The organism is Lysobacter concretionis Ko07 = DSM 16239 (genome assembly GCF_000768345.1).
Lineage (GTDB): Bacteria > Pseudomonadota > Gammaproteobacteria > Xanthomonadales > Xanthomonadaceae > Novilysobacter > Novilysobacter concretionis.
Genome location: NZ_AVPS01000001.1, coordinates 23,694 through 48,269, shown reverse-complemented (window position 1 = coordinate 48,269; position 24,576 = coordinate 23,694). Strand labels below are relative to the sequence as shown.

23 protein-coding genes are annotated in these 24,576 nt (G+C 68.0%); 13 read left to right on the top strand and 10 right to left on the bottom strand.

Annotated elements, in window-relative coordinates; translation table 11 throughout:
- Positions 1–44 precede the first annotated feature (44 nt).
- Complete coding sequence (locus N792_RS00205; protein ID WP_052103203.1) at positions 45–1,220, top strand: MlaA family lipoprotein; 1,176 nt, start codon at positions 45–47, stop codon at positions 1,218–1,220.
- On the opposite strand, the gene N792_RS00200 is transcribed toward N792_RS00205, so the two are convergent.
- A complete protein-coding gene (locus N792_RS00200) occupies positions 1,221–2,834 on the bottom strand; it encodes a DNA recombination protein RmuC (protein ID WP_052103202.1) in 1,614 nt (537 codons plus the stop codon).
- Positions 2,835–3,107: 273 nt separating this feature from the next.
- The gene (locus N792_RS00195; RefSeq protein WP_036191337.1) at positions 3,108–4,277 is read right to left on the bottom strand and encodes a class I SAM-dependent rRNA methyltransferase; all 1,170 of its coding nucleotides are present in this window, start codon (positions 4,275–4,277) and stop codon (positions 3,108–3,110) included.
- A 156-nt stretch (positions 4,278–4,433) separates the two neighbouring features.
- Here N792_RS00195 and N792_RS00190 point away from each other — a divergent pair, with 156 nt between their 5' ends.
- Positions 4,434–5,222 (top strand): rhomboid family intramembrane serine protease, encoded by a 789-nt coding sequence (locus N792_RS00190; RefSeq protein ID WP_036191334.1) that lies wholly within the window; start codon positions 4,434–4,436, stop codon positions 5,220–5,222.
- A 30-nt stretch (positions 5,223–5,252) separates the two neighbouring features.
- Here the strand turns inward: N792_RS00190 and N792_RS00185 are convergent, their stop codons facing one another.
- Positions 5,253–6,503, bottom strand: a complete 1,251-nt coding sequence (locus tag N792_RS00185) for a carboxylate--amine ligase (protein ID WP_191150485.1) — start codon at positions 6,501–6,503, stop codon at positions 5,253–5,255.
- Positions 6,504–6,734: 231 nt separating this feature from the next.
- Between N792_RS00185 and N792_RS00180 the strand changes: the two genes are divergently transcribed.
- Positions 6,735–7,799 carry a patatin-like phospholipase family protein gene (locus N792_RS00180; RefSeq protein WP_036191332.1) on the top strand — a complete coding sequence of 355 codons (1,065 nt, stop codon included), beginning with the start codon at positions 6,735–6,737 and terminating at the stop codon, positions 7,797–7,799.
- A gap of 221 nt (positions 7,800–8,020) precedes the next feature.
- Here the strand turns inward: N792_RS00180 and N792_RS00175 are convergent, their stop codons facing one another.
- Positions 8,021–8,497: an Lrp/AsnC family transcriptional regulator gene (locus N792_RS00175; protein WP_036191331.1), complete on the bottom strand. Its 477-nt coding sequence runs from the start codon at positions 8,495–8,497 to the stop codon at positions 8,021–8,023.
- Positions 8,498–8,677: 180 nt separating this feature from the next.
- Between N792_RS00175 and phhA the strand changes: the two genes are divergently transcribed.
- The 6 genes from phhA (at position 8,678) to N792_RS00150 (ending at position 15,175) form a co-directional block, all read left to right on the top strand.
- Positions 8,678–9,580, top strand: a complete 903-nt coding sequence (gene phhA, locus N792_RS00170) for a phenylalanine 4-monooxygenase (RefSeq protein ID WP_036191329.1) — start codon at positions 8,678–8,680, stop codon at positions 9,578–9,580.
- Positions 9,581–9,692: 112 nt separating this feature from the next.
- Complete coding sequence (locus tag N792_RS14070; RefSeq protein WP_191150484.1) at positions 9,693–9,932, top strand: hypothetical protein; 240 nt, start codon at positions 9,693–9,695, stop codon at positions 9,930–9,932.
- On the top strand, positions 9,868–11,196 hold the full coding sequence (locus N792_RS00165) for a tetratricopeptide repeat-containing sulfotransferase family protein (protein WP_224743891.1): 1,329 nt from the start codon (positions 9,868–9,870) through the stop codon (positions 11,194–11,196). Before N792_RS14070 ends, N792_RS00165 begins: the two co-directional genes overlap by 65 nt.
- Positions 11,197–11,266: 70 nt before the next feature.
- Positions 11,267–12,316, top strand: a complete 1,050-nt coding sequence (locus N792_RS00160; protein ID WP_036191327.1) for a class 1 fructose-bisphosphatase — start codon at positions 11,267–11,269, stop codon at positions 12,314–12,316.
- Positions 12,317–12,758: 442 nt separating this feature from the next.
- Positions 12,759–14,093, top strand: coding sequence for a sigma-54 dependent transcriptional regulator (locus N792_RS00155; RefSeq protein WP_036191324.1), 1,335 nt, complete (start codon positions 12,759–12,761; stop codon positions 14,091–14,093).
- 368 nt (positions 14,094–14,461) lie between these two features.
- The gene (locus tag N792_RS00150) at positions 14,462–15,175 is read left to right on the top strand and encodes a 2OG-Fe(II) oxygenase (RefSeq protein WP_036191322.1); all 714 of its coding nucleotides are present in this window, start codon (positions 14,462–14,464) and stop codon (positions 15,173–15,175) included.
- Between the two features lie 26 nt (positions 15,176–15,201).
- Here N792_RS00150 and N792_RS00145 read toward each other — a convergent pair whose 3' ends face one another.
- A complete protein-coding gene (locus N792_RS00145; RefSeq protein ID WP_036191320.1) occupies positions 15,202–15,636 on the bottom strand; it encodes a response regulator in 435 nt (144 codons plus the stop codon).
- A gap of 9 nt (positions 15,637–15,645) precedes the next feature.
- The gene (locus N792_RS13300) at positions 15,646–16,773 is read right to left on the bottom strand and encodes an ATP-binding protein (protein ID WP_156969239.1); all 1,128 of its coding nucleotides are present in this window, start codon (positions 16,771–16,773) and stop codon (positions 15,646–15,648) included.
- A gap of 131 nt (positions 16,774–16,904) precedes the next feature.
- Between N792_RS13300 and N792_RS00135 the strand changes: the two genes are divergently transcribed.
- Positions 16,905–18,728, top strand: a complete 1,824-nt coding sequence (locus N792_RS00135) for an SLC13 family permease (RefSeq protein WP_224743890.1) — start codon at positions 16,905–16,907, stop codon at positions 18,726–18,728.
- Positions 18,729–18,753: 25 nt separating this feature from the next.
- Here the strand turns inward: N792_RS00135 and N792_RS00130 are convergent, their stop codons facing one another.
- Complete coding sequence (locus N792_RS00130) at positions 18,754–19,842, bottom strand: PA0069 family radical SAM protein (RefSeq protein ID WP_036191314.1); 1,089 nt, start codon at positions 19,840–19,842, stop codon at positions 18,754–18,756.
- 69 nt (positions 19,843–19,911) lie between these two features.
- Here N792_RS00130 and cls point away from each other — a divergent pair, with 69 nt between their 5' ends.
- The 3 genes from cls (at position 19,912) to N792_RS00115 (ending at position 22,573) form a co-directional block, all read left to right on the top strand.
- Positions 19,912–21,348, top strand: coding sequence for a cardiolipin synthase (gene cls / locus N792_RS00125; RefSeq protein ID WP_036191312.1), 1,437 nt, complete (start codon positions 19,912–19,914; stop codon positions 21,346–21,348).
- A gap of 147 nt (positions 21,349–21,495) precedes the next feature.
- Complete coding sequence (locus tag N792_RS00120; RefSeq protein ID WP_036191309.1) at positions 21,496–21,753, top strand: hypothetical protein; 258 nt, start codon at positions 21,496–21,498, stop codon at positions 21,751–21,753.
- A 40-nt stretch (positions 21,754–21,793) separates the two neighbouring features.
- Positions 21,794–22,573, top strand: coding sequence for a pyridoxine 5'-phosphate synthase (locus N792_RS00115; protein WP_036191307.1), 780 nt, complete (start codon positions 21,794–21,796; stop codon positions 22,571–22,573).
- 277 nt (positions 22,574–22,850) lie between these two features.
- Here the strand turns inward: N792_RS00115 and N792_RS00110 are convergent, their stop codons facing one another.
- Genes N792_RS00110 through N792_RS00100 form a run of 3 tightly spaced genes read right to left on the bottom strand, consistent with a single transcriptional unit; the run spans position 22,851 to position 24,484 of the window.
- The gene (locus tag N792_RS00110) at positions 22,851–23,261 is read right to left on the bottom strand and encodes an ExbD/TolR family protein (protein WP_036191305.1); all 411 of its coding nucleotides are present in this window, start codon (positions 23,259–23,261) and stop codon (positions 22,851–22,853) included.
- Between the two features lie 17 nt (positions 23,262–23,278).
- Complete coding sequence (locus N792_RS00105) at positions 23,279–23,701, bottom strand: ExbD/TolR family protein (RefSeq protein WP_036191303.1); 423 nt, start codon at positions 23,699–23,701, stop codon at positions 23,279–23,281.
- A 33-nt stretch (positions 23,702–23,734) separates the two neighbouring features.
- Positions 23,735–24,484, bottom strand: coding sequence for a MotA/TolQ/ExbB proton channel family protein (locus N792_RS00100; protein WP_036191301.1), 750 nt, complete (start codon positions 24,482–24,484; stop codon positions 23,735–23,737).
- Positions 24,485–24,576: the final 92 nt, after the last annotated feature.

The following is a 24,576-nucleotide window of genomic DNA, read 5'->3' as shown; positions in this document are numbered from 1 at the left end:
CGTGCGTGATCGCACCTTAACGACTGCGCCCTAGACTGCCACCCATGCCTCCAGCCCCCTTTCGCACCGCACGCGTCCCCGTCCGTGCCACCCTGTGCATCCTGCCGCTTGCGTTGGCGATCAGCGCGGCAGGATGCGCCACGACGCCCGTGAGCGCCAAATCCAGCGGCGCGACAACCGGCACGACGACCAGCGCGGCGGACGCGATGACGCCAGCGCCCGACGGGAGCTCGCAGGGCGGGGCAGCGGCCGACAGCGAGCCCGCCGGGACGGCCGACGACACGTCTGTCGACTCCACCGCGGCGGACCAGCTCGCCGCGGACACGACACCCGCCGCCGGCGACGGCGATCCTGCACAAGCCGGACCTGCACCGGACGGACCAGCGCCGACCGAGTTGGAGCGCACCGGATCGCCGGCCGAGCCCACCCAGGCGGAAGCCGATTTCAACGCGCTCTACGGCGGCCAGACCTACAACCCGGTCGCGGACCCGACCCTGCCGGCACCGGCGCAGGTGCCCGGGGCCTACGACCCGTGGGAGCGCTACAACCGCAAGATGCACACCTTCAACAACGCCGTCGACCGCAGCATCGCGCGGCCGCTGGCGCGGTTCTACGTGGCCGTAACGCCGCGCCCGGTCCGGCTGGGCGTCAGCAACTTCTTCAACAACCTCGGCCAGCCGGTGTCGGCGGTCAACGCGCTGCTGCAGGGCAAACCCGCCCAGGCCGGCCACTCGCTGGGACGCTTCCTGCTCAACAGCACGCTCGGGATCGGCGGCATCTTCGACCCCGCCAGCGATGCCAAACTGGATCGGCGCAGCGAGGACTTCGGCCAGACCCTGGGCACCTGGGGCTGGGCGCGCTCGCGCTACGTCGAGTTGCCGCTGTTCGGTCCGCGCACCGTGCGCGACGTGTTCGGCATGATCGGCGACGCACCGCTGAGCCCGTTGCGGCAGGTCGACGAGGACGCCACCCGGATCCCGCTGCAGGGCCTGCAGCTGGTCGATGTACGCACCCAGCTGCTGGCCACCGACAGCCTGCGCGAGGGTGCCGCCGACGACTACGCGCTGGTGCGCGACGCGTGGACCCAGCGCCGCGATTACCAGATCTTCGGCGACCGCATGCGTGACGACGGCGACCAGTCGCTGCCCGACTACCTGCGCGACGACAGCAACCCGCAGGTCCCGGCCGGCGCGATGCCGGTGATGCCGACGGACAACTGATCAATCCGCCGGCGGACCGGCAGGCGCCACGATCGCCGGGATGTCGACGAAGTCCGTTTCCGGCTTCAACTCGTCGGGCAGCAGACGCCGCCCCTGCGCGCCCAGTTCGGCCAGGCGCCGCGCCCGCGGGATCACCGCGCGACTGGATTCGCTGAGGCGATGGCGGGCGCTCTTGAACGCCTTGTCGGCTTCGTCCAGACGCTTGCCGACCAGGTCGAAATCGGCCAGGAACCCGATCAGCGCGTCCAGCACGAGGCCGCCGGTATCGCTGATCGCGATGGCTTCGCGCTGGATCTTGTCGCGCGTCCACAGACGCTCGATCACGCGCAGCAGCGCCATCAGGGTATTGGGCGAGGCAAACACGATCCGGCGCTCGAACGCGTCCATCTGCAGGGCCGGGTCCGTGCCCAGCGCGGCCGACAGGGCGCCCTCGATCGGGATGAAGGCGATGGTCACCTCCAGCGCGGTATCGCCCAGCACCTTGGGGTAATTCTTCTCGCTGAGCTCGCGCATGTGCTGGCGCAGGCCGACCGCGTGCCGGCGCATCGCGTCGTTCTGCTCTTCCGGCGTATCGGCGTTCATCGCCTGCTCCCACGCCACCAGGTTGACCTTGCTGTCCACCACCACGCAACGGTCGTCGGGCAGCCGCACCACGATGTCGGGATGCAGCCGCGCGCCTTCGTCATCGACAGTGCCTTTCTGCCGGTCGTAGTGGACGCCGTCCTCCAGCCCGGAGCCGCGCAGGACGTTCTCCAGCATCAGCTCGCCCCAGTCGCCGCGGACCTTGGAGCTGCCCTTCAAGGCCCGGGTCAGTGCCTGTGCCTGGCTCGCCATGTCCTGGTTGAGGGTCTTCAGTTCGGTCACCGCGCCCAGCAGCGAGGCGCGCTCCTTGGCCTCCTCGCCGTACAGGGTGTCGACGCGGTGGCGGAACTCGCCGATGCGCTCGGCAAACGGTTTCAACAGGGCATCGATATCGGCCTTGGACTGCAGCGACGCGCGCTGGATGTTCTTTTCGAACAACTGGCCTTTCTCCTCGAACGCCTTGCCGGCCAACTCGGAAAACGCGGCCGAGAGCCGGGTCTGCGCCTCGCCGAGGAAGGTCTGCATGTCCGCGTGGGCCTGCTTGGCGTGGGCCAGGTTCGCCTCGACGCCGGCGTATTTGGCCTGCAGCTCGCGGTACCGGTCGCGCAACGTGGCCAGCTCGCCGGCCAATCCGGCTTCGCGCTCGCGCGCGGCGGCCAGGGCCTGCTCGCGGTCCTGCAGGGATTGGGCTGCGGATCGTGCGGCGAGGCGCTCGGCGGCCAGATCGGCCTGCAACGTGGTCCGCTCGGCCTCGACCCGTTGCAGCAGCGCATCGCGCTCGGCCAACGTGGTTTCCAGTGCGGATTCCAGCGCGCCCAGACGGCCTTGCAGGCGGCCGGTTTCCGAGGCCTGCTCGCGCGCCGCCTCGCGCTGGGTGGCCAGTTCCGTCGCCAGCCGATCCCGTTCCTCGCGCAGCGCGACCAGCCCGCTGGCTTCGGCGGCGGGACGCTGGCGTCGCAACACCACCACCAACAACACCGCGGCCAGCACCACGGCCGCGATCAATGCAATGAGAAGTACCCGGGTATCCATCCCGCAAGTGTAGCGGCGCCGGTCTCAGGCCCTGCGATTGCCCACCCGGCTATAACCGGTCATTGCGCCAAACCGCGCACGAAACCGCTCTCGGCCCAACCCGCCAGATCAACCGTTGGCGTCGGCCGGGGGTTCCGATCACCAAGCGAATATCGTGGAGCGACTGATCGGGACCCCCGGCCGACGCCCTCGTGAAACCAGACGACCGGCACAGCCGGGAAAATCCCAACCCACAACCTCATGAAGGCCCAACCTGCGCCCCGATGAGGCTCCTCAGTCCAGCACCCGGCAGAACACCGCTTTCAGATAGCGCGATTCCGGCACCTGCGCGAGCCACGGGTGGTCGGCGCCGGCGCCGGCGACCTTGAGGATCTGCACGGTGCGGTTGGAGTAGAACGCGGCGCGGCGGAGCATGTCGAGGAACTGGTCCTCGCTGACCAGCCCGGTGCAGGAGAACGTCGCCAGCAGGCCGCCGGGCTTCACCACGCCCATCGCCAGCCGGTTCATGTCGAGGTACTTCTTCAGCGCCGGGATCACCTGCTCGCGGTCGCGGGTCATCTTGGCAGGGTCGAGGATCACCACGTCGTATTGGTCGCCCGCGTTGCCCGCATCGCGCAGCCACGGAAAGATGTCGGCCTGGATGAACTTGACCGGCGCGCTGTTGAGCTTGGCATTGCCCTTGGCGATCGACAGCACGTCGGCATCGATGTCGACCCCGACCACCTCGGCCGCGCCACGCGCCGCGGCGTAGATGCCGAAGCCGCCGGTGTTGCAGCACAGGTCGAGCACGCGCTTGCCTTCGACGTGCCGGCTCAGCCATTGCCGGTTCTCGCGCTGGTCGGCGAAGAAGCCGGTCTTGTGCGCGCCGCACGGATCGGCCCGGAACCTGATGCCGTTCTCGGTGATGACGCTGGCCTGCACCGGCTCGGTGCCGCGGAAATCGAAGCTCTCCTGCTTCTGCACGTGCTCGTCGGCGAACATGTAGAAGCGGCAACCCGGGAACTGCTCGCGCAGCGCGGCCTGGATCCACTCGCGGTGGCGGAACGCGCCGGCACTGAAGAACTCCAGCACCAGCAGATCGGCGTAGCGGTCGACCACCAGCCCGGAAATGCCGTCGCCCTCGCTGTGGAACACGCGCCAGGCGTCGCTGACCTCGTCGAGCTTCAGCACGTCGCGGCGCAGTGATACCGCGGCGGCGATCTTGCGCGCGAACCAGTCGGCATCGATCACCGCGTGGGGATCGCTGTCGAGCATGCGCAGGGCGATGCGCGAGTGGCCGTTGTAGAAACCGCGGCCGATCAGGTCGCCGTCCACGCCGATCACGTCGACGATCGCACCGGGGCGCGGGCGCTGTTCGGGCTTGGCCACCAGGCGCTGGAAGATCCACGGGTGTGAGGATTTCCAGGCGTTCTTGAGATGGACGGTGGGGATGTCGTTGGTCATCGCGCCATTCTACTGGGCGCTGCGGCGCTTCTCCTGTCCGATGTGCTGGCCGGGCGAAACGCTTCAGCGCAGTCCCGCAGCGACACCGTTCAGGTCACGCCGAGCGCGATGCCGCCAGCGGCTTGTATTTGCGGCCGCCACCGCCACAGTTGGGTGATGCCCGAGAACACTTCCCGCGCCAGCCCGCCCCTCGACCCGGCGCCACTCGATCCCAGGGCGCAGCGCGCGGTCGACCGCAAGCGCTGGATGGGCGCATTCAACCTCAGCCTGGCCGGCGTGCTGCTGTTGCTGGTGGTGTATTCGCTGCAGGACAGCATCGACCTGCGCAACTGGATGGTGCAGCCGTGGTCGGCGATCGGCCTGCTGGGGCTGATCGGCGCGCCGCTGTTGCACGGCTCGTTCGACCATCTGGTTGCCAACGCGATCTCGCTGCTGATGCTGGGCACGCTCGCCGGCGGCATGTACCCGCGCGCCGCCGCACGGGCGCTGCCGCTGATATGGCTCGGCTCCGGCCTCGGCGCGTGGCTGCTGGGCGAGCCGGGCTCGCACCATCTGGGCGCGAGCGGCATCACCCACGGGTTGATGTTCCTGGTGTTCTTGCTGGGATTGCTGCGCCGCGACCGGCCCGCGATCGCCGCGGCGATGATCGCGTTCTTCCTCTATGGCGGCATGCTGCTGACGGTGTTCCCGCGCGAGCTCGGGGTGTCGTGGCAGGCGCACCTGGGCGGTGCGGTCGGCGGCGTACTGGCGGCGTTGTTGTGGCGACGGCTGGATCCGCAACCGCCGCGCAGGAAGTACAGCTGGGAATTGGAAGAAGAGCAGGCCGCCGCCGAGGCGTTGGCCGACAGCCTGGAGCCGCCTTCGCCGTCGGAGGTGCCGGTGCTGTGGCATCGCCCGGACGAGCAGGAGCGCGGCGTGGTGTTGCCGTTCCGGCGCCGGCCGTGATGCTGCGACCGGGCTCATCGAACGTCGGGATCACGACGCACGCTTACCGCGCGACAGTGCAGCGACCTCCCCTGTCACCGCCGGTTTGAATGCCTGCGTCATGCGCCGGCGCAGGCCGGCCCACAGCAATGCCGCGGCCGGACGCGGGTCATCCCAACGGAACACGTGATGGTGCGCACGCGCCCACTGCCATGCGGCGCGCCACCACGACCGGCTCGCGCCGAGGCTGCGCACCGCCTTGAAGTCGTCGTCCAGCCGGACGCACCCGGCGCCACTGACCGGCGCGTGTTGCGACCGCGTGACCGGCAGGCCCTGGGCGTCCTGGTAAGCCATCGCGCAGACGTTGACGCCGCACCGCGCGGCGAACTCGACATACCACCAGGCACGCGTGTTGACCTCGAGAATGCACAGCCGGCCATCGCGGGCATCGCGCTTGAACTCCGCGCTGAAGATGCCGCGGTACTGGAGGTCGGCCAACAAGGTCTCCAGATGCCCGACCGCCGCGCCCAGTTGCTGCAACGGCACGCTTTCGCAGTACGAGCTGTTGCCGAAATCCGCCGGATGGATCCGCCAGCGGCGCCGCGCGAACAGCCCGGTGAGCGTACCGTTGGCATCGCGAAAGCCGTCGATGAAGTAGTGGTCGGCCGAGGTGCCGGGAACGTATTCCTGGGCGATGAGCTTGAAGCCCCGCTGGTCGAGCCGGTGCCAGATCGCCTCGAACCCGGCGCGGCTGTCGGCCCATATCCCCTTGGCACCGAAGGCCGCGTTGAACGCCTGCGAGTCGGCGGGTTTGACGAACACCCGGTCGAGCGAGTCGAACGGCACTGCCGCGACGTCCGCGGCGCTGGAGATCGTGAAAGTACGCGGATGCGGGATCGCGGTGGATCCCAGGTAACGGCCGAACAGCGACTTGTCCTGCAGGATCTCCAGGCTCGCGCGCGGACTGGAACTGACCCGGAAGCGGCTGCCGAGGTCGCCATGCGGCAGGTCGGCCAGCCACAGCGCCGCATCGTCGCATCCCGGTACCAGCACGGCGCCCTCCAGCGGCATTGCGCGCAGCAGCCCGGCCGTAGCGGCGTTGATCGACCCGTCCCAGCCGGCGCCGGGTACCGGCCGGTACCAGCGCGACCGGGTGACCAGGTCGTCCTTCGGGCAGGCCACGTAAGCGGGAATGCCGGCGAGCACCAGCGCACGCAGCGCCCCCAGTCCGGTTTCACCGCGGCCAACCACGATGGCCGGCAAGCGGCCATCCGGTTTTGCATTTGCGCCCGATGTAGTCATGCGATCCCCCATTGCCGCCAGTCCTGCGATGCCGGCCGGTGTCCCGCTGGATGTCGCGACGCCATGCATCGCTCCCACTGGAAGACAACGCCGGTTCCCCCGACGATCGGACAGACCTTCCTTGCTCCGGATCAGCCGCCCCCGCCACCACCGGGCACGGGGATGGATGGCGTTCAAGCCGCGACCCGTATCCTTACCCGCTCCCTCCATCCTGAACGTCCCGACTTCACCATGCCGACCACCGACTCTCTCCAGCGCCGCCGTTCGTGGTGGCCGCTGTGCCTGGCCGCGCTGCTGGGTGCCTGCACCGGCAATACGAAGCCGACGCCCGCACCGGCGGTCATCGCGCCGGAACCGGTGGCCGACCTCCGCATCGGCATCGCGCTGGGCGGCGGCGCGGCCAAGGGGTTCGCCCACATCGGCGTGATCAAGATGCTGGAAGCCAACGGTCTGGAACCGGTGGTCGTTTCCGGCACCAGCGCCGGCAGCGTGGTCGGCGCGCTGTACGCCAGCGGCATGGACCCGTTCCAGATGCAGCAGCAGGCGTTCGCGCTGGACGAGTCGAAAATCCGCGACGTCAGCCTGTTTTCCGGCGGCATCATCAAGGGCCAGAAGCTGCAGGACTACGTCAACGAGCTGGTCGACAAGCGCCCGCTGGAGCGCATGAAGAAGCCGTTCGCGGTGGTGTCCACCCAGCTGGAGACCGGCGAGCGCACGGTGTTCGTGCGCGGCAACACCGGCCAGGCGGTGCGTGCGTCCAGCAGCATTCCCGGCGTGTTCGAACCGGTCACCATCGGCCAGAAGCATTATGTCGATGGCGGCATTGTCAGCCCGGTGCCGGTGGATGCGGCGCGCGAGCTGGGCGCGGATTTCGTGATCGCGGTGGACATCTCCACCGTCGCCAGCGGCAAGCCGCCCGGCAGCCTGCTGGGCAACCTCAACCAGTCCATCGCGATCATGGGCCGCAAGCTCGGCGCGCAGGAACTGGCGCGCGCCGACGTGGTGATCCGGCCGAAGGTCGACGACATCGGGCCGGCCAGCTTCGAGCAGCGCAACAACGCGATCCTGGAAGGCGAGAAAGCCGCGATGGCGGCAATGCCGCAGATCCGCGCGCGGCTGGCAGCGATGCAGCAGGCCCGCATCGATGCCGCCACGGCAAAAGCACGCGCCATCGCCGCGGCAAAAGACAAGGCCGCCGCCGAAGCCGCGGAGCGCTGCGCGCGCGAGCAATCGCGGCTGGGAAGCCTGCTGGGGCGCGAGCCGGTGTGTGCGGCCAATGCCGGCGCAAGTCAGTAGATTTCCGGTTCGCCCCGGCAGCGGCCCATGAACCTTGCCCTGCTCGATTTCGACGGCACCATCACCGCGCGGGGGTCCGGCAGCGTTACGACCTGTCGAGTTACGACCGGATCTTTGCGTACGGCGATACCCCGGAGGACCGCGATCTGCTCGCCCTGGCGGATAGAAGAACCTACCGCTGGCAGGAACTGGCCGATTGACTGGTCGAATGAAAGGCCGCCTCACCGCCCCGGCAACGGCATCCCGCGGAACGCCTTTACCGTGCGCAGCACGAAGCTGGAATTGACGTCGTCGACGCCGGCCTGGTTGAGCAAGTGGTCGAGCAGAAAGCGGGAAAAATGCTCGAGGTCGCGCACCACGACCTGCAGCAGGTAGTCCATGTCGCCGGTCAGCGCGTGGCAGGCGACCACCTCGTCCCACTGGTTGACGAACTCGCCGAACACCTCGATCGCGCTGGGGTCGTGGCGGCTCAGCTGGACCCGGACGAACGCTTGCAGGCCCAATCCGAGCCGTTCGGGATCCACCACCGCGCGGTAGCCGGCGATCACGCCGTCGCGTTCCAGCCGCTGGACCCGGCGCAGGCAGGCCGACGGCGACAGGTTGACCCGCTCGGCCAGCTCGGCATTGGTCTGGCGGCCGGCGCGCTGCAGTTCGGCCAGCAACAGCAGGTCCGTCCGGTCGAGGGTGGGGTTTGGCATGTCGTTGCACCAATTCTTGAGATCAAGCAATAGTCGTGCGCAATCACCTGCATATCAAGCAACAACGCAATACGGTTGCGCGGACATCCCGTTAGAGTGAATGGTCTCGTGCGGATCCCGTGATCCAACGTGGCCACGGCCATGCCTCTGCACGCCATCCCCCTACCGGAGACCCGCGCCATGGAATCGCCTGTCCGCGTCGAATCGCAGCTGACCGACAAGGGCTACGTGCCGGTCTACACCACCGCCGTCGTCGAGCAGCCCTGGGATAGCTATACCGACACCGACCATGCGGTCTGGGCGCAGTTGTTCGAGCGCCAGAAGCGGATCCTGCCGGGCCTGGCCTGCGACGAGTTCATCGCTGCGCTGGACGCGATGGAGATGACGCCGGACCGCATCCCGAAGTTCGCCGACCTCAATCCGATCCTGCACGCGGCCACCGGCTGGGAGCTGATCGGCGTGGAAGGCCTGCTGCCGGAGCTGACCTTCTTCGAGCACCTCGCCCAACGCCGCTTTCCGGTCACCTGGTGGATCCGCAAGCCCGAGCAGATGGACTACCTGGCCGAGCCGGACCTGTTCCACGACCTGTTCGGCCACGTGCCGCTGCTGATGAATCCGGTGTTCGCCGACTACATGGCTGCCTACGGCCGCGGCGGCGTGAAGGCGCACGGCATCGGCACGGACGCGCTGGTCAACCTGACCCGGCTGTACTGGTACACGGTCGAGTTCGGCCTGATCCGACAGGGCAAGAGCGGCCAGAAGGACGACCTGCGCATCTACGGCAGCGGCATCGTGTCGTCCAAGGGCGAATCGATCCACTGCCTGCACAGCGACGCGCCGAACCGGATCGGTTTCGACCTGGAGCGGATCATGCGCACGCGCTACCGCATCGACACCTACCAGAAGACCTATTTCGTGATCGACAGCTTCGAGCAGTTGATGGACGCCACCGGCCCGGACTTCGCGCCGATCTATGGGCGGCTCGCCACGCAGGAATCGATCCCCGCCGGCGACGTGCTGGAAACCGATGCCGTCTACCACCGCGGCACCGGCGAAGGCTGGCTGGCCGACGGCGACGTGTGATCCGCGCCTCGGTCAGGCCGACAGACGCGGTGACTCGTACGATCGCAACCTCCGGCTTTCACTGCCCTCCAACTCCCGGCCACTTTTTCCCTGCGACCGGCCGGCAGAACCCATGACCGACACCCCGGATGCGGCTGAGGCCGCGCCATCGGCGCAAGACTTGTTCATCGCCGGCGCCGCCGCGCTGGATCGATACCAGGCCCACGACGCCGCCGATCTGCTTCGGCAGGCCGCGCTGCTCGACCCGGATAACCCCGAGGTCGCGCTGTATCTCGCGCGCGCTGGCGATGCTGCAGCGCACGGGCGAGGCCGTGGCGGAAATCGAACGGGCGCTCTCGTTGGCCCCGGATGATGCGCTGGCGCTGGACCGGGCCGGCGATCTCTACACGCTGTGCAACCTGCACGATCGCGCCGCAACCGTGCTCAGGCGCGCCGTGCAGCATGCGCCTGGGCATGCGGGATACCGCTACAACCTGGCGACGTCGCTGATGTTCCACGGCCAGCTGGCCGACGCCGAACGCGAATACGAAGCCTGCATCGCGCTCGCCCCGCGCCACTGGCAGGCGCATCTTTCGTTGTCGCAACTGCGGCGGCAAACCCCGGATTCCAATCACATACCGCGTCTGCGTGCATTGTTGGCCGACCCGGCAAACAGCACCACTGCCACGGTCTATCTCAACATGGCGCTGGCCAAGGAACTGGAAGACCTCGACGAGCACGCGCAGGCCTTCGAGCATCTGGTGCGGGGCAAGTCGGCGCCGCGGGCCTTGCTGCGCTATTCGATCCGTCGCGACGAGGCGATGTTCGATGCGCTCGCCCGGGCGGTGCCGCCGCCGTCCCCCCAAGTCACCGGAAACGGCACCAGCGAACCAATCTTCATCGTCGGCATGCCGCGCTCTGGGACCACCCTGGTCGATCGCATCCTGTCCAGCCATCCCCAAGTGCAGTCGGCCGGCGAACTGCATGCTTTCGGCGTGGCCTGGAAGGAAGCCATGGGCGGGCCGTCGTTCCGCATGTTCGACCCCGACGACATCGCCCGTGCGCGCCGGATCGACTGGCACCGGCTGGGTTCGGACTACCTGCGGGGCACGCGGCCACTCACCGGCCATGCGCCGCACTTCACCGACAAGTTGCCGCACAACTTCCTCTATCTGGGCTACATCGCGCAGGCGCTGCCCAACGCAAAGATCGTCTGTGTGCGCCGCAACCCGATGGACACGTGTCTGGGCAACTTCCGCCTGCTGTTCGCCCCCGAATCGCCGTACTTCGGCTACTCCTACGACCTGCTCGATACCGGCCGCTATTACGTGTTGTTCGACCGCTTGATGGCGCACTGGAAAGCCCTGTTCCCGGGCCGGATCTTCGAGCTGGATTACGAGTCCGTGGTCACCGAACAGGAACACAGCACGCGCCGGCTGCTGGCATTCTGCGACCTGCCCTGGGATGAGGCCTGCCTTCATTTCGAACACAACGCCGCAGCGGTCGCCACCGCCAGCGCCACCCAGGTCCGCGCGCCGATCTACCGCTCCGCATTGCAACGTTGGAAGCGCTACGAGAAACCCCTACGTCCCCTGCGTGCTCTGCTGGAACAGGCCGGTATCGTCGTCACCGACTGAAGGGCGCGGAGGCCCGCAGACTCCGGGCGGCTTACAATGCGGCCCTCGCCACTGCCCCGGAAACGCCACGATGTCGTCCATCACTCCGACCAGCCGCCACTCCTTGACCCGCTTCCTGATCGAGGAGGAACGCGCCGGCCACATCGGCCCGGACCTGCGCCTGCTGATCGAGGTGGTCGCCCGGGCCTGCAAGCGCATCTCGATCGAGGTCGGCAAGGGCGCGCTGGGCGGGGTGCTCGGCGATGCGGGCACGCCGGGCGCGGCCAGCATGAACATCCAGGGCGAGGCGCAGAAAAAGCTCGACGTGATCGCCAACGACGTGCTGATGGAAGCCAATGCCTGGGGCGGTCACCTCGCCGGCCTGGCGTCGGAGGAGATGGACCACAGCGTGCCGATCGACGACATGTACCCGCGCGGCAACTACCTGCTGCTGTTCGATCCGCTCGACGGCAGCTCCAACATCGACGTCAACATTTCCGTCGGCACGATCTTCTCGGTGCTGCGTTGCCCCGAAGGCGTCACCGTGCCGGCCGACGAACACTACCTGCAGCCGGGCACCAGCCAGCTGGCGGCGGGCTATTGCACCTACGGGCCGAACACCACCCTCGTGCTGACCGTCGGCCACGGCACCCACGCGTTCACCCTGGACCGCGAGATCGGCAGCTTCATGCTGACCACGCGCGGCATGCAGATCCCGGCGGAGACGCAGGAGTTCGCGGTCAACATGTCCAACCAGCGCCACTGGCAGCCGCCGATGCAGGCCTACGTGGCCGACCTGCTGGCCGGCAAGACCGGCCCGCGCGGCAAGGATTTCAACATGCGCTGGGTCGCCAGCATGGTCGCCGACGTGCACCGCCTGCTGACCCGCGGCGGCATCTTCAGCTACCCGCTGGATGCCAAATGCGAGGCCAAGGGTGGCAAGTTGCGGCTGATGTACGAGGCCAACCCGATGGCGATGCTGGTCGAGCAGGCCGGCGGCGCGGCCAGCACCGGCCGCCAGCGCATGCTGGAGGTGCAGCCGACCGGCCTGCACCAGCGCGTGCCGGTGTTCCTGGGCTCGCGCAACGAGGTCGAGGCGGCGGTGACGTATCACCGGCAACACGACGCCGCGACCGCCTGAGCCGGCTTCGGCAGCTCCAAAAGCGGCAGCTCCAAAAGCGGGTGTTCCGATGGCGGGCGGATCGACCGTCGCCCGCGCGTCACGACCGACGATCGATTGAATGGACGCCCCAGGAGGTGGCCGCTGATCCCGGCTGCCTGCGTTCCTACCCAATGTCCGCAAAGCCACGACAACACGGTTTCGTGGGGCAGACAAAGCCGGAGGGAAGCGGCCGGGCTCGTTGATCGCCCACCGCGGTTGACCCGCTGTCACATCCGGGATCGGCGCCATCCAGGCGGACAGGGTTTGGCCGCCCGGTGCAGCCGTCCCATCGCGAACGCCGGTCCTGCACCCGCCAGAACCGCGGCGCATCCCGTCGGAACGGATCCGGCGGTCGGTCTTGCCAAGGGGGGTGGTGCGTTCGGCCGCATGTCTGTCCGACTCCGTTTTCTGGGGTAGGTTCATGGGCGCAGTCCCGGCGTTGTCCAGACAATGCGTGATCTGGTTCGGAAGGCCACTCAATCATGAGCGCGACGCGCTCGCCGCCGCCGGCTGGCGTGTCCGTATCGCCGATACCACCGAGGGTATCGGCATGCGCAGCGGGGACACCGTGGTGGGCCTGGTGGATCTGCGCAGCGGCCATGCCGATTGTCTGGACGCGTTGGAGCAGCTGACCTCGGACCACGACTACCTGTCGCTGATCGCCATCCTGCCCACGGCCGACGCCGACCATCCATCGCCGATCCGGCGCTTGCTGGAGCGTTGCGTGGAAGCCTTCTCCACCCCGGTCGACCTGCCTCGGATGATCCTGTCGCTGGGGCGGCTTGCCGATGGCCCGCAGGACACCGCGCGCTCCGGGCTGGATGCGTTGATCGGCAAGAGTCCGGCAATGCGCGCCACCCATGCCAGCATCCGCAGGTACGCACCGGTGGAACTGCCGGTGTTGATCACCGGCAAGACCGGTACCGGCAAGGAAGTCGCCGCACGCGCCCTGCACGACCTCTCCTCCCGCCGCGCCAGACCCTTCAGCGCGATCAACTGCGGTGCACTGCCGCCCCACCTGGTGCAGTCGGAACTGTTCGGCTACGAACGCGGTGCGTTCACGGGGGCCACGGCACGACGTGCGGGCCTGTTCGAATCCGCCAACGGCGGCACGGTGTTCCTCGACGAGATCGGCGACCTGCCGCTGGATGCGCAGACCAACCTGTTGCGGGTCTTGCAGGAAGACAGCCTGGAGCGCGTCGGTGGTCACCAGCCGGTCGCCATCGACGTGCGCATCCTGGCGGCCACCAACATCGACCTGGAACAGGCGGTCGCCGACGGGCGCTTCCGCAGCGACCTGTTCTACCGCCTGAACGTGCTGCGGCTGCACATGCCGGCACTGCCGGACCGCAGCACCGACATCCCGCTGCTGGCGCAGTACTTCCTCGACGAATTCCGCCTCAAACACTCCACCCGCGCACGCGCTTTCAGCCGCGAGGCCACACGCGCGATGCGCGCCTTCGACTGGCCCGGGCACGTGCGCGAGCTGCTCAACCGGGTCCAGCGCGCGGCGGTCACGGCCGAGGCCGAACTGATCACCGCCGCCGAACTGGGACTCGACGACATCGCGCCCGCAGCCGGCGGCAGCGGGGCGCTCGATCTGGCCCGCGAGTCCGCCGAGCGCGAAACGATCCTGGGCTGCCTGCGCGACAGCGGGTTCAACATCAGCCAGACCGCGCGCCGGCTGAAGGTGTCGCGGATGACGGTGTACCGCCTGTGCCGCAAGCACGGGCTGGATCTGGACGCGCTGCGCTGAAGGATGTCGACTTGCGGGACAACTGCGTCGAACCGGTCCAGACGACGTCGCCCCCGGCCTTCCGGCCGCCGCAGGGGTGATGACCGCGCAAGCCGCGATCGCCGCATGTATGACTCCTTTGACGATGGCCGAAGTCCGGTGCGTCCCGCGTCCGGCCGATGCCTGGCTGGCTCTGGCTGGCTGGCCAATGTGGCGTACCGGATCGGGACAAGGCCACGCCCGGATACACCGCTGTTGCCCCCGGATGCGGCGCGGGTAACAACTCTGGCGTGCGGTCGACCTGGATTCCCGGCTTCGGTTTGTCGCCCGCAAGTGCGACGATCGCCACCCGACTACCGACCGTTGCCGCCATTGCCCACGGAGCCTGCATGTCCGCCTCGCCCGACCCGAACGACTTCATCCACGTGCACGACGGGGCGCTGGACCGCGCATGGTGCGAGGCACTGGTGGAGCGGTTCAGCCGCAGCGGCGACACCGCGCCGGGCCGGGTCGGCGGCGGCGTGCATGTCGATCTCAAGGACAGCCTCGACCTGACCATCAGCGGGCGGCCCGAGTGGCGCGATACGGAAGCCTCGCTCAATGCCGCGATGTTCACCACGCTGCTGGCCTATGTGCGCCGCTACCCGCACACCCTGATCGCGCCGTTGATGCTGGAGGTGCCCGATGCCGACGGCCGCCATCACCGGCTGACCCCGGAGCGCCTGCGCGCGATGGACGACGCCAGCCTCGCGCCGGTCGTGCGGACCGTGCTGCGGCCGGGCGCGATCAACCTGCAGCGTTACCACGGCGGCCGCGGCGGATACCCCTACTGGCATTGCGAGGTATACCCGCGCGAGCCGCACGCGGAAACCCTGCACCGGCACCTGTTGTGGACGGCGTACCTCAACGACGGCTTCGAGCAGGGCGAGACCGAGTTCCTTTACCAGCAGCGCAAGATCGCGCCGCGCACCGGCTCGCTGCTGATCGCGCCGGCCGGCTTCACCCACACCCACCGCGGCAACCGGCCGCAGGGTGGCGACAAGGTCATCGCCACCAGCTGGATCCTGTTCCAGCGGGCGGAGGTCCTGTACGCCCAGGCGTGAGGTGTGGGGCTGAGGTGCGTGATGCGCTACGCGCTGCGCGGGTGGTTCAGCACCAGCCAGTACAGGCCGACCTGCTTGACCGCCCACACGAACTGCTCGAAATCCACCGGCTTCTGGATGTAGCTGTTGACCCCGAGCGCATAGCTGGCCTCGACGTCGAACGGCTCGGTGCTGGTGGTCAGCACCACCACCGGCAGGGTCCGGGTCGTCTCGTTCGCACGCACCGCCTGCAATACCTCGCGGCCGTCGACCCGGGGCAGGTTGAGGTCGAGCATGACGATGGACGGCAGGTCGGTCGGATCGCGATGGGCGTACTTTCCGTGCGCGAACAGGTAGTCCAGCGCCTCCGCGCCGTCGCCGACCACCACCAGCTGGTTGGCGATCTTGGCTTCGTCGAATGCCAGCCGGGTCAGCTCGACATCGTCGGGATTGTCTTCAACCAGCAAAATGACCTTGTTCATCGCCCCCCCTCAATCCCGCGCGCCGGGCAGTTCCAGATGGAACGTGCTGCCGGTGCCCGGTTCGGATTCCGCGCGCAGGCGGCCGTGATGACGCTCGGCGATGCACTGCGCAATGGCCAGGCCAAGACCGTGGCCGGCACCTTCATCTGCCCCATGCAGTCGCTGGAACGGCTGGAACAGCTTGTGAAGATAACGCATGTCGAACCCGCGGCCGTGGTCGCGCACGGACAGGAGCAGTCTGCCATCGGCCCGGCGGCCATCGATCTCGATGCGTACCGGCTCGTCCTCGGGCGTAAATCGCCACGCGTTGTCCAGCAGCTGGGTCAGCAGCAGTTTCAGCAGGTGCTCGTCACCGCGGGCGGTCAGTCCCGGCTGCACCCGGACCTGGAACACACGGCCGGGGTGCGCATCCTGCAATTCCGCGGCGACCCAGTCGGCCAGCAGACTGATGTCCACCGGGCCCGGCTTGAGGTCGGCCACCATCGCTTGCGACAGCTCGCCCAGTGCGGCCAGCAGGCTGCCCATCCGGCTCGCCGCCTGGCGGATCCGTGCCAGATGGTCGCGGCCGGTCGGATCGAGCGCATCGCCCGCCCGGTTGGCCAACAACGACGAAAAACTCTCGATCGATCGCAGTGGTGCGCGCAGATCGTGCGCCACGGCATCGGCAAACAGCTGCAACTGCCGGCGCGATATCTCGAGCATGGCCTCGGGTCCTTCCGCACCGGCTTCTTCCGGTGTGCGATCGCGCAGCTGCACGACCACGGAACCGGCCGCGCCATCGGCATCGCGTGTCAGCGCCGCGTGGATGTGGGCCGGAAAGCCGTCGGCCCCGGACGCACGGTCGTCATGGCGCAGGCAACGCAGGCGTCGGTCGATCACCGCGATCGTGCCGCTCACCAGTTCGTCGAAATTTCCGCGTAGCGCGGCGACGTCGTCCGGATGGACCGCATCGAACAGCGAGCGGCCGATCAACGTGCCGGCAGTGCCATCGGCGGTCGCGCCGAGCATCGTCCCGATCATCGGACCCACCTCGCGCCAACGACCGTCCAGCCCGATGATCGCCGTGCCGATGCCGGACGTCGCCATCGCAGGGCGGGCGCGGTCATCGACGGAGGGTGGGAGTGGGGATCGGGTCATCGTGTCGTTCGTCAACTCGGTGGGCAGTGTAACGATCGGCCGTGATGGCCCGGTGGTGGCCGGCAGGCGGGCGGTCGCGCAGAACCGGCTTCGTTTCGTGTGCCGCCCTGTTGTAACGCACAATGCGCGCCATGGAATGGCTTCCGATCACACTGCAGCAGGTGACGTTCCTGCTGATTCTTGCCGGTGGCCTGTACCTGTTCATCAGCGAACGGGTGCGGGTCGACGTGGCCGCGATGCTCATCCTGCTGGCGCTGGTGGTGACGGGTCTGCTGGACGAGCAGCAGGCGCTGTCGGGCTTCGCCAGTGAGCCGGCGATCATTGTCGCGGCGGTGTTCGTGATCTCCGGCGGGCTGGGCGCGACCGGCATCACCGAGCACATCGGCCAGTGGATCGGGCGCGCGTCGGGCAAGAGCGAGGCACGCGCGATCGCGGTGACGATGCCGGCGGTGGCGGTGATGGCCTCGTTCACCCACCACGTGATGGTGACCGCGATGATGCTGCCGATCCTGAGCCGATTCGCCAAAACCCACGGGCTGGCGCCCTCGCGGCTGCTGATGCCGATGTCGCTGGCCGCCTCCCTGGGCACCTGCCTGACCCTGGTCAGCGCGCCGGCCTTCCTGCTGGCCAACAACCTGCTCAAGCGCACCGGTGCCGAAGGCCTGGGGGTGTTCTCGATCACCCCGATCGGCATCGCGCTGGTGCTGATCGGCATGGCCTACATGCTGCTGACGCGCTGGATCCTGCCCAAGCGCGGCGCCGACGCCGGCGATGAGGACTACCTGCGGCTGGACCGTTACCGCACCGAACTGCTGATCGTGGAAGGGTCGCGCTGGAGCACCCGGCCGCTGGCCGAACTGCAGAAGGCACTGGGCGACAAGTTCCACATGATCGGCTGGCTGCGCAACGACAAGCTGCGTCGCGACCTGGGTGATGCCAGTCCTCTGATCAGCGGCGACGTGCTGCTGGTGGAGGCGTCCGCGGATGCGCTGGCCTCGTTGCACGACGATGCCGGCATCGACCTGCATGCGATCTCGCGTTTCGGCCAACGCGCCACCGGCGATGACGAGGGCAAGGCGCAGCTGGTGCAGGCGGTGGTCGCGCCGGGTTCGGAGTTCATCGGCCGCAGCATCCGCGAGCTGGATTTCTCGCGCCAGTTCCGGGCGGTGATCGTCGGCCTGTGGCGACGCGAGGGCCACGTCGCCCCGCGGCTGGCCGATGCGCGCCTGCGCGAGGGCGACCTGCTGGTGCTGTGGGGCCGGCCCGCGCGTTTTGCCGAACTGGCGACCCACCACGGCTTCCTGATGCTGGTGCCGTTTGCCGGCGAGGCCAAGCGTCGCGTGCGCGCGCCGCTGGCGCTGGTGATCCTGGGCCTGACGGTGCTGGCGGCGGTGTTCGAGTGGCTGCCGGTGCCGCTGGCCTTCCTGCTCGGCGCGGTCGCCATCGTCGCCACCCGCTGCGTGGACATCGGCCAGGCCTACCGCGAGATCGACGTGCGCGTGTTCGTGATGATCGCCGGCGTCATTCCACTGGGCATCGCGATGGAGCAGACCGGCACCGCGAATCTGCTGGCATCGGGCCTGCGCCTGGTGGTCTCGGACTGGCCGGTGCTGGCGATCCTGCTGGTGCTGTTCTCGATGGCCGGGCTGCTGACCCAGGTCCTGTCGGACTCGGCCACGACCGTGCTGCTGGGCCCGATCGCGATCGAGCTGGCGCAGTCGCTGGGGCTGGACCCCACCCCGTTCGTGGTGTGCACGGCGCTCGGCGCGGTGGTCGCGTTCCTGACCCCGATCGGCCACCATGGCAACCTGCTGATCCTTGGCCCGGGCCAGTACCGCTTCGGCGATTTCGTGCGGGTCGGGGTGCCGCTGACGATGCTGGTGGCGTTCGTCTGCGCCTGGATGACCCGTTGGCTGTGGCTGGATGGACCGTTGTGGCCCGGCTTCGGCGGCTGAACGACGCGGCGCCTTCAACCGATCGCTAAAACAACGCACCCTGCGGCGACGGCTTATGCGGCGGAACGAACCTTGAGCAGTCCAGCGGCGGTAGCCGGCCGTAACCCAATCGCTTGCGGGCCTTGCCGAAGCGCTGCGCGATGAGGTCCGCGAACGGCCCCTGCCCTTTCATGCGGGTCCCGAATGCGCTGTCGTAGTCCCTGCCGCCGCGCATCTGCCGGATCAGGCTCATCACGTGTTCGGCGCGCTCGGGATAGTGCAGCTGCAGCCACTCGCGCCAGACCTGCTTGAGTTCGTGCGGCAGCCGTAGCAGCACGTAGCCTGCCGCGCGCGCACCGTGCCCGTGGGCGGCCTCCAGGATGTGCTCCAGTTCCGCGTCGGTGATCATCGGCACCACCGGCGCCACCATCACCCCGACCGGCACCCCGGCATCGCTCAACGCACGCATCGCCCGCAGCCGGGCGTGCGGCGCGCTGGCCCGCGGCTCCATCCGCGCGGCCAGCCGGTTGTCCAGGGTGGTCACGGAAAAATACACGGTGACCAGACGATCACGCGCCATCGCCGCCAGCAGGTCGAGGTCGCGCTCGATCGACGCGCTCTTGGTGATGAAGCTGACCGGATGCCGGCATTCGGCCAGCACCTCCAGCACCTCGCGGGTGATCCGGTAGCGTCGCTCGATCGGCTGGTAGGCGTCGGTGTTGATGCCCAGCGCGATCGGCGCGGGCCGGTAGCCCCGCTTGCCCAGCTCCGCTCGCAGGCGCTCGGCCGCGTTGGTCTTGGCATACAGGCGGGTCTCAAAATCGAGGCCTGGCGAGAGGTCGAGATAGGCGTGCGAAGGGCGTGCGAAGCAGTACACGCAGCCGTGCTCGCAACCGCGGTAGGGATTCACCGACTGGCTGAAACCCACGTCCGGCGACCGGTTGCGGCTGATGACGCTGCGCGCACGCTCCTCGGTCACCGTGGTCCGCGGTCGCGGCGTGTCGGCCAGGACCTCATAGACCGACCCCCAGCCGTCGTCCGCGCCCTGCACCGCCGTCGTCGCGAACCGACCGGTCACGTTGGAGGCGGCGCCACGACCCTTGATCGGCACCTGTGCTTTGCGGGCGTCATCCATAAGCGCTTAGCCTAGGACGGCCCCGTCTCGGCGCAAGAGACGCCTCTTAACCATTCAGGCTCCCAGCCCATGCCCAACGCCGTGCTCGACCTGTGGCACAACATGGCGACGATCGAGCATCTCAAGGCGTACCTGGTCGCGGGCTGGGTGCTCTATGTGCTCGGTCTGGGGATATGGATCGTGCTGCAGAAGCGCGAGCCGGTGGCGACGATCAGCTGGCTGATCAGTCTGGCCGCGCTGCCCTATCTGGGCTTCGTGATCTATTTCTTCTTCGGTCCGCAGCGCATCCACCGGCAGCGCCTGCGCCGGACCCGCGTCCGCGCCGCATTGCCTGCGCCGCCGCCGGGACAGGCGCCCAATCCGGCGGCGATCGAGCTGGCGCGGCTCGCCCAGTCCACCACCGGCCTGCCACCGACCACCGCCACGCGCGCCGAACTGCTGATCGACGGCGCCGCCAAGTACCGCCAACTGCTGGCCGATGTCGCCAGTGCGCGCGAGCACATCCATCTGGAGTACTACATCTACCAGCCCGACCGCACCGGCACCGCGCTGCGCGACGCGCTGATCGAACGCGCCCGCGCCGGGGTCCGCGTGCGCCTGCTGCTGGATGCGGTCGGTTCCGGCAAGGCTTCGCGCCGCTTCCTGCAACCCCTGCTGGACGCCGGTGGCGAGGTGGCCTGGTTCCATCCGATGCGCGTGCGCTGGCCCTGGAAGCGGCCGTGGCTGAACCTGCGCACCCACCGCAAGATCGTCGTGATCGACGGCCGCATCGGCTTCACCGGCGGCATCAACGTGACCGACGAGGAAGACGAGGGTCTGCTGGCGACCGCCTACCGCGACCTGCACCTGCGCCTGGAAGGCGACATCGTCCGCTCGCTGCAGCTGGTGTTCGTGGAGGACTGGGCCTACGCCACCGGTGCGTCGCCATTGCAGCTGCAGCATCCGCCACCGCAGCCCGGCGCGGTCCCGGCGCAGGTGCTGGTGTCCGGGCCGGACTCGCCGTGGGAGGCGATCCATCGGCTGCACGTCGGCGCGATCCAGTCCGCGCGCAAGCGGGTCTGGTTGATGACGCCGTATTTCGTGCCCGGCGAGGCGGCGATGATGGCGCTGACCTCCGCCGCCCTCGGCGGCCTCGACGTGCGCCTGCTGGTGCCCCGGATCAGCGACAGCCGGCTGGTCACCTACGCCGCACGCTCCTATTTCGACGACCTGCTCGACGCCGGGGTGAAGATCCTCGAATACGGCCCGCGCATGCTGCACAGCAAGGCACTGCTGTGCGACGACGACGTTGCGATCATCGGCAGCGCCAATTTCGACCACCGCAGCTTCCGGCTCAACTTCGAGATCTCGGTGATGTTCCACGATCGTGGACTGGTCGCCGAATTGTCGCGTCTGGTCGAACACGACTGTCTCGACTGCGTCGAAGTCCGCGATGACCGCAACCGTTCGCTGTGGCTCAGCCGACTGCCCGAGGCGCTCGCCCGGCTGGTTTCGCCGTTGCTGTAACCGCTCCGATGGCAGCGGCCAACCTCCTGCCGGCCCGGACGCCGGACCGCACCGCCCGACCGGCGGCCCGGCCCGTGTCACGACCGGTTTCCGTCCCGGGCCTGCCACGCCGTAGACTCCATCGGTCCGCCCTGTGGAGCACTCGCCATGCCCTGGTTGTTGTTCGCACTTGCCCTGACGGCGTTGGCCGTCGCCTTCAAGACCCCGTCGGTTGCGCTGCTGGTGACGTGCCTGCTCCTGGCACTGGGAGCGGGATTGACCGGGGTCATGCAGCTGCTCGCACGCCGGGTGGAAAGCCGCAGCCGCGACGAAGGCCTGATGCTGCATCCGGATGAACTGCGGCGGCTACGTGAGCAGGCCGAAGCGCGCAAGCGCGCCGCCGCAAATACCGATACGGCCCACTGAGGGCCGGCCTCGCCCGCAGTGCCTGCGTTAAGCTGGCGGCATGACTTTCCTCAGCGTCAACGTCAACAAGATCGCCGTGCTGCGCAATTCGCGGGGCGGCGCCGAGCCCGACGTGGTGCGCGCCGCGCGCGCCTGCCTGGAGGCCGGCGCCCATGGCATCACCGTGCACCCGCGACCCGATGCACGCCACATCCGTGCCGAGGACGTGTATGCGCTGGCCGAGCTCACCGCCGCGCGCGGCGTCGAGTTCAACCTCGAAGGCAACCCGTTTGCACCGCCGCGGCCCGGTTACCCCGGCTTCCTCGCCCTGTGCGACGCCGTGCGCCCGGCACAGGCGACCCTGGTGCCCGATGGCGACGGCCAGCTCACTTCCGACCACGGCTTCGATTTCCGCCGCGATGGCGAACGCCTGCGGCCGCTGGTTGCACAACTGCGGCAGATGGGCTGCCGGGTCAGCCTGTTCGCCGACGCCGATGACGAAACCCGTTCCGAAGGTATCGAACACGCGGCGGCGATCGGCGCCGACCGGGTCGAGCTGTACACCGGGCCCTACGCCGAAGCCGCCGCGGCCGGAACCGCCGCGCCGATGCTGGCCCGCTTCGCCCGCATCGCCCGACGCGCCCAGGCCGCCGGTCTTGGCGTCAACGCCGGCCACGACCTCAGCCAGGCGAATCTTGGCGGGTTCCTGCACGCGGTCCCGGGGGTCCTCGAAGTCTCGATCGGCCATGCCCTGATCGGCGAGGCGCTGTACACGGGCCTTCCGGCCACGGTCAGTGCCTATCTGGCGATCCTTCACCCGTCTCTGCATACCGAGGACTGACCGGCCGGCCGGGAAGCGGGCGGGGACCTGCCGGACCCGTCTCATGGGCTCCTGCTGAAACCGTTGCACGCCGGGTCGAGCTTGCTGCCACGCCAACCTGGCACGGTGCGCCGGCATCCGCGACGGTGGAGCACGCCGCGCCGTCCGTTCCGCTCCCACGGCCGGCAGTTGCACCGTAGGCGTCGAACCCGCCTCCCCCGGCAATCCGTGAAGAATCAAAAAAAACGCCACCCGAAGGCGGCGTTTTCAATCCACGACTGGCTTTGCTTTTCAGTGCTTATTTCTGCACAAAGCCGATTTTCTTCATGTCCGCGTTCTTGGCATGCGCCAGGACCTTGGCCAGGATGCCGTAATCGGCATCATCGTTGGTATCGATCTCAAGCTGCGGCTGGTTGGTCGGATCGCGCTCGACTTCGATCCGCATCATGTTCGCGATGGTCTGCAACGGATACGGCGAGTCGTTCCAGAACACCTGGCCCGAAGCATCGATCCGCAGACGCACCGGCGGTGGCGGCTCGGTCAGCGGTGGCGGCTGGGTGGATCGCTGCGGCAGGTTGACTTCAATCGGATACGAGGCGATCGGTGCCGTGACCATGAAGATGATCAACAGCACCAGCAGCACGTCAACCAGAGGGGTGACGTTGATATCGGCCATTGCGCCGCCGCCGGAGTTGGAGCTGAAAGACATACTGTGTTCTCCGGGGATTAGTTGGAGCGATCCTTGATGGCGATGAAACCGACCTTGCGCATGCCCTGGGACTGCGCAATCTGCACCACGTCCTTGACGGTGCGGTACTTGGTGGTCTTGTCGCCACGGATGTTGATCTGCGGTTGCGGCGTCTTCTGCGCCTCAACCGACAGACGGCTCTCCATCAGCGCCTCGGTGACCGGTTCGTCGTTCCAGAACACCGAACCGTCGGCCTCGATCGCGATCGTGATCGGTGGCACTTCCGGTGCCATGTCTTCCTTCCTGTCGAGGTTGGCTTCGGGCAACGCGACCTGGATCTTGTGCGACATCAACGGCGCCGTGATCATGAAGATGATCAACAGCACCAGCATCACGTCGACCAGCGGCGTGACGTTGATTTCGGCCATCGGGCCGCTGTTACTGCCTGTACTGAAGGCCATATCCGAACTCCAACTTACCTAGGGACGGCCCGATCAGCGCTTGGACTGCAACTCGCCAACCCGCGAACCGGTCGCGAAGAAGTCGTGCAGGTCGTGGGCGAAGGTGTCGAAGCGCGCATTCGTCACCCGATTGGTGCGGGTAAAGAAGTTGAACGCCACCACCGCCGGGATCGCGACGAACAGACCGAACGCGGTCATGATCAGCGCCTCACCCACCGGACCGGCCACCGCGTCGATGGACGCGTTGCCGCTCTGGCCGATGCGGATCAGGGCGTGGTAGATGCCCCAGACGGTACCCAGCAGACCGATGAACGGCGAGGTCGAACCCACGGTCGCCAGCAGCGTCAAGCCGCTTTCGAGCTTCATCGATTCGCGCGTCACGGCCTGGCGCAGGGCCCGGTCGACGAACTCGGAACGATTCAGCGACTCGACCAGGCGTGAGCCTTCATTGCGCTGGTGATGGGCCGCGGCCTGGGCCGCATCGAGGGCGATCTTGGAGAACGGCTCCGAGCTGCCCTGCTCTTCCATGTAACGGATCGCATCCTGCGCATTGCTGGTTTCCCAGAACGTGCTGATCACACGGTCGGCCTTGGTACGCAGACGCGCGCCCTTGATCAGGTTGACGACGATCCAGTAGATCGACAGCACCGAGAACAGGACCAGGGTCAGGAACACGATCCATGCAACCAGATCGAAGTTCTGAACCATGTGGGAGAAGCTCATCTGCTGGAACGCTTCGGCGTTGTTGCCTCCAGCAGCAGCGGTAGTGGTTTCCTGAAGCATGACGCTTACCTTTGGATGTCGTGGAAGAAGGGGACGGCTAGGTGGTGCAAGGGGTGATGCAAAAAGGGTGACGCAAAAACGGGACTGCTTGA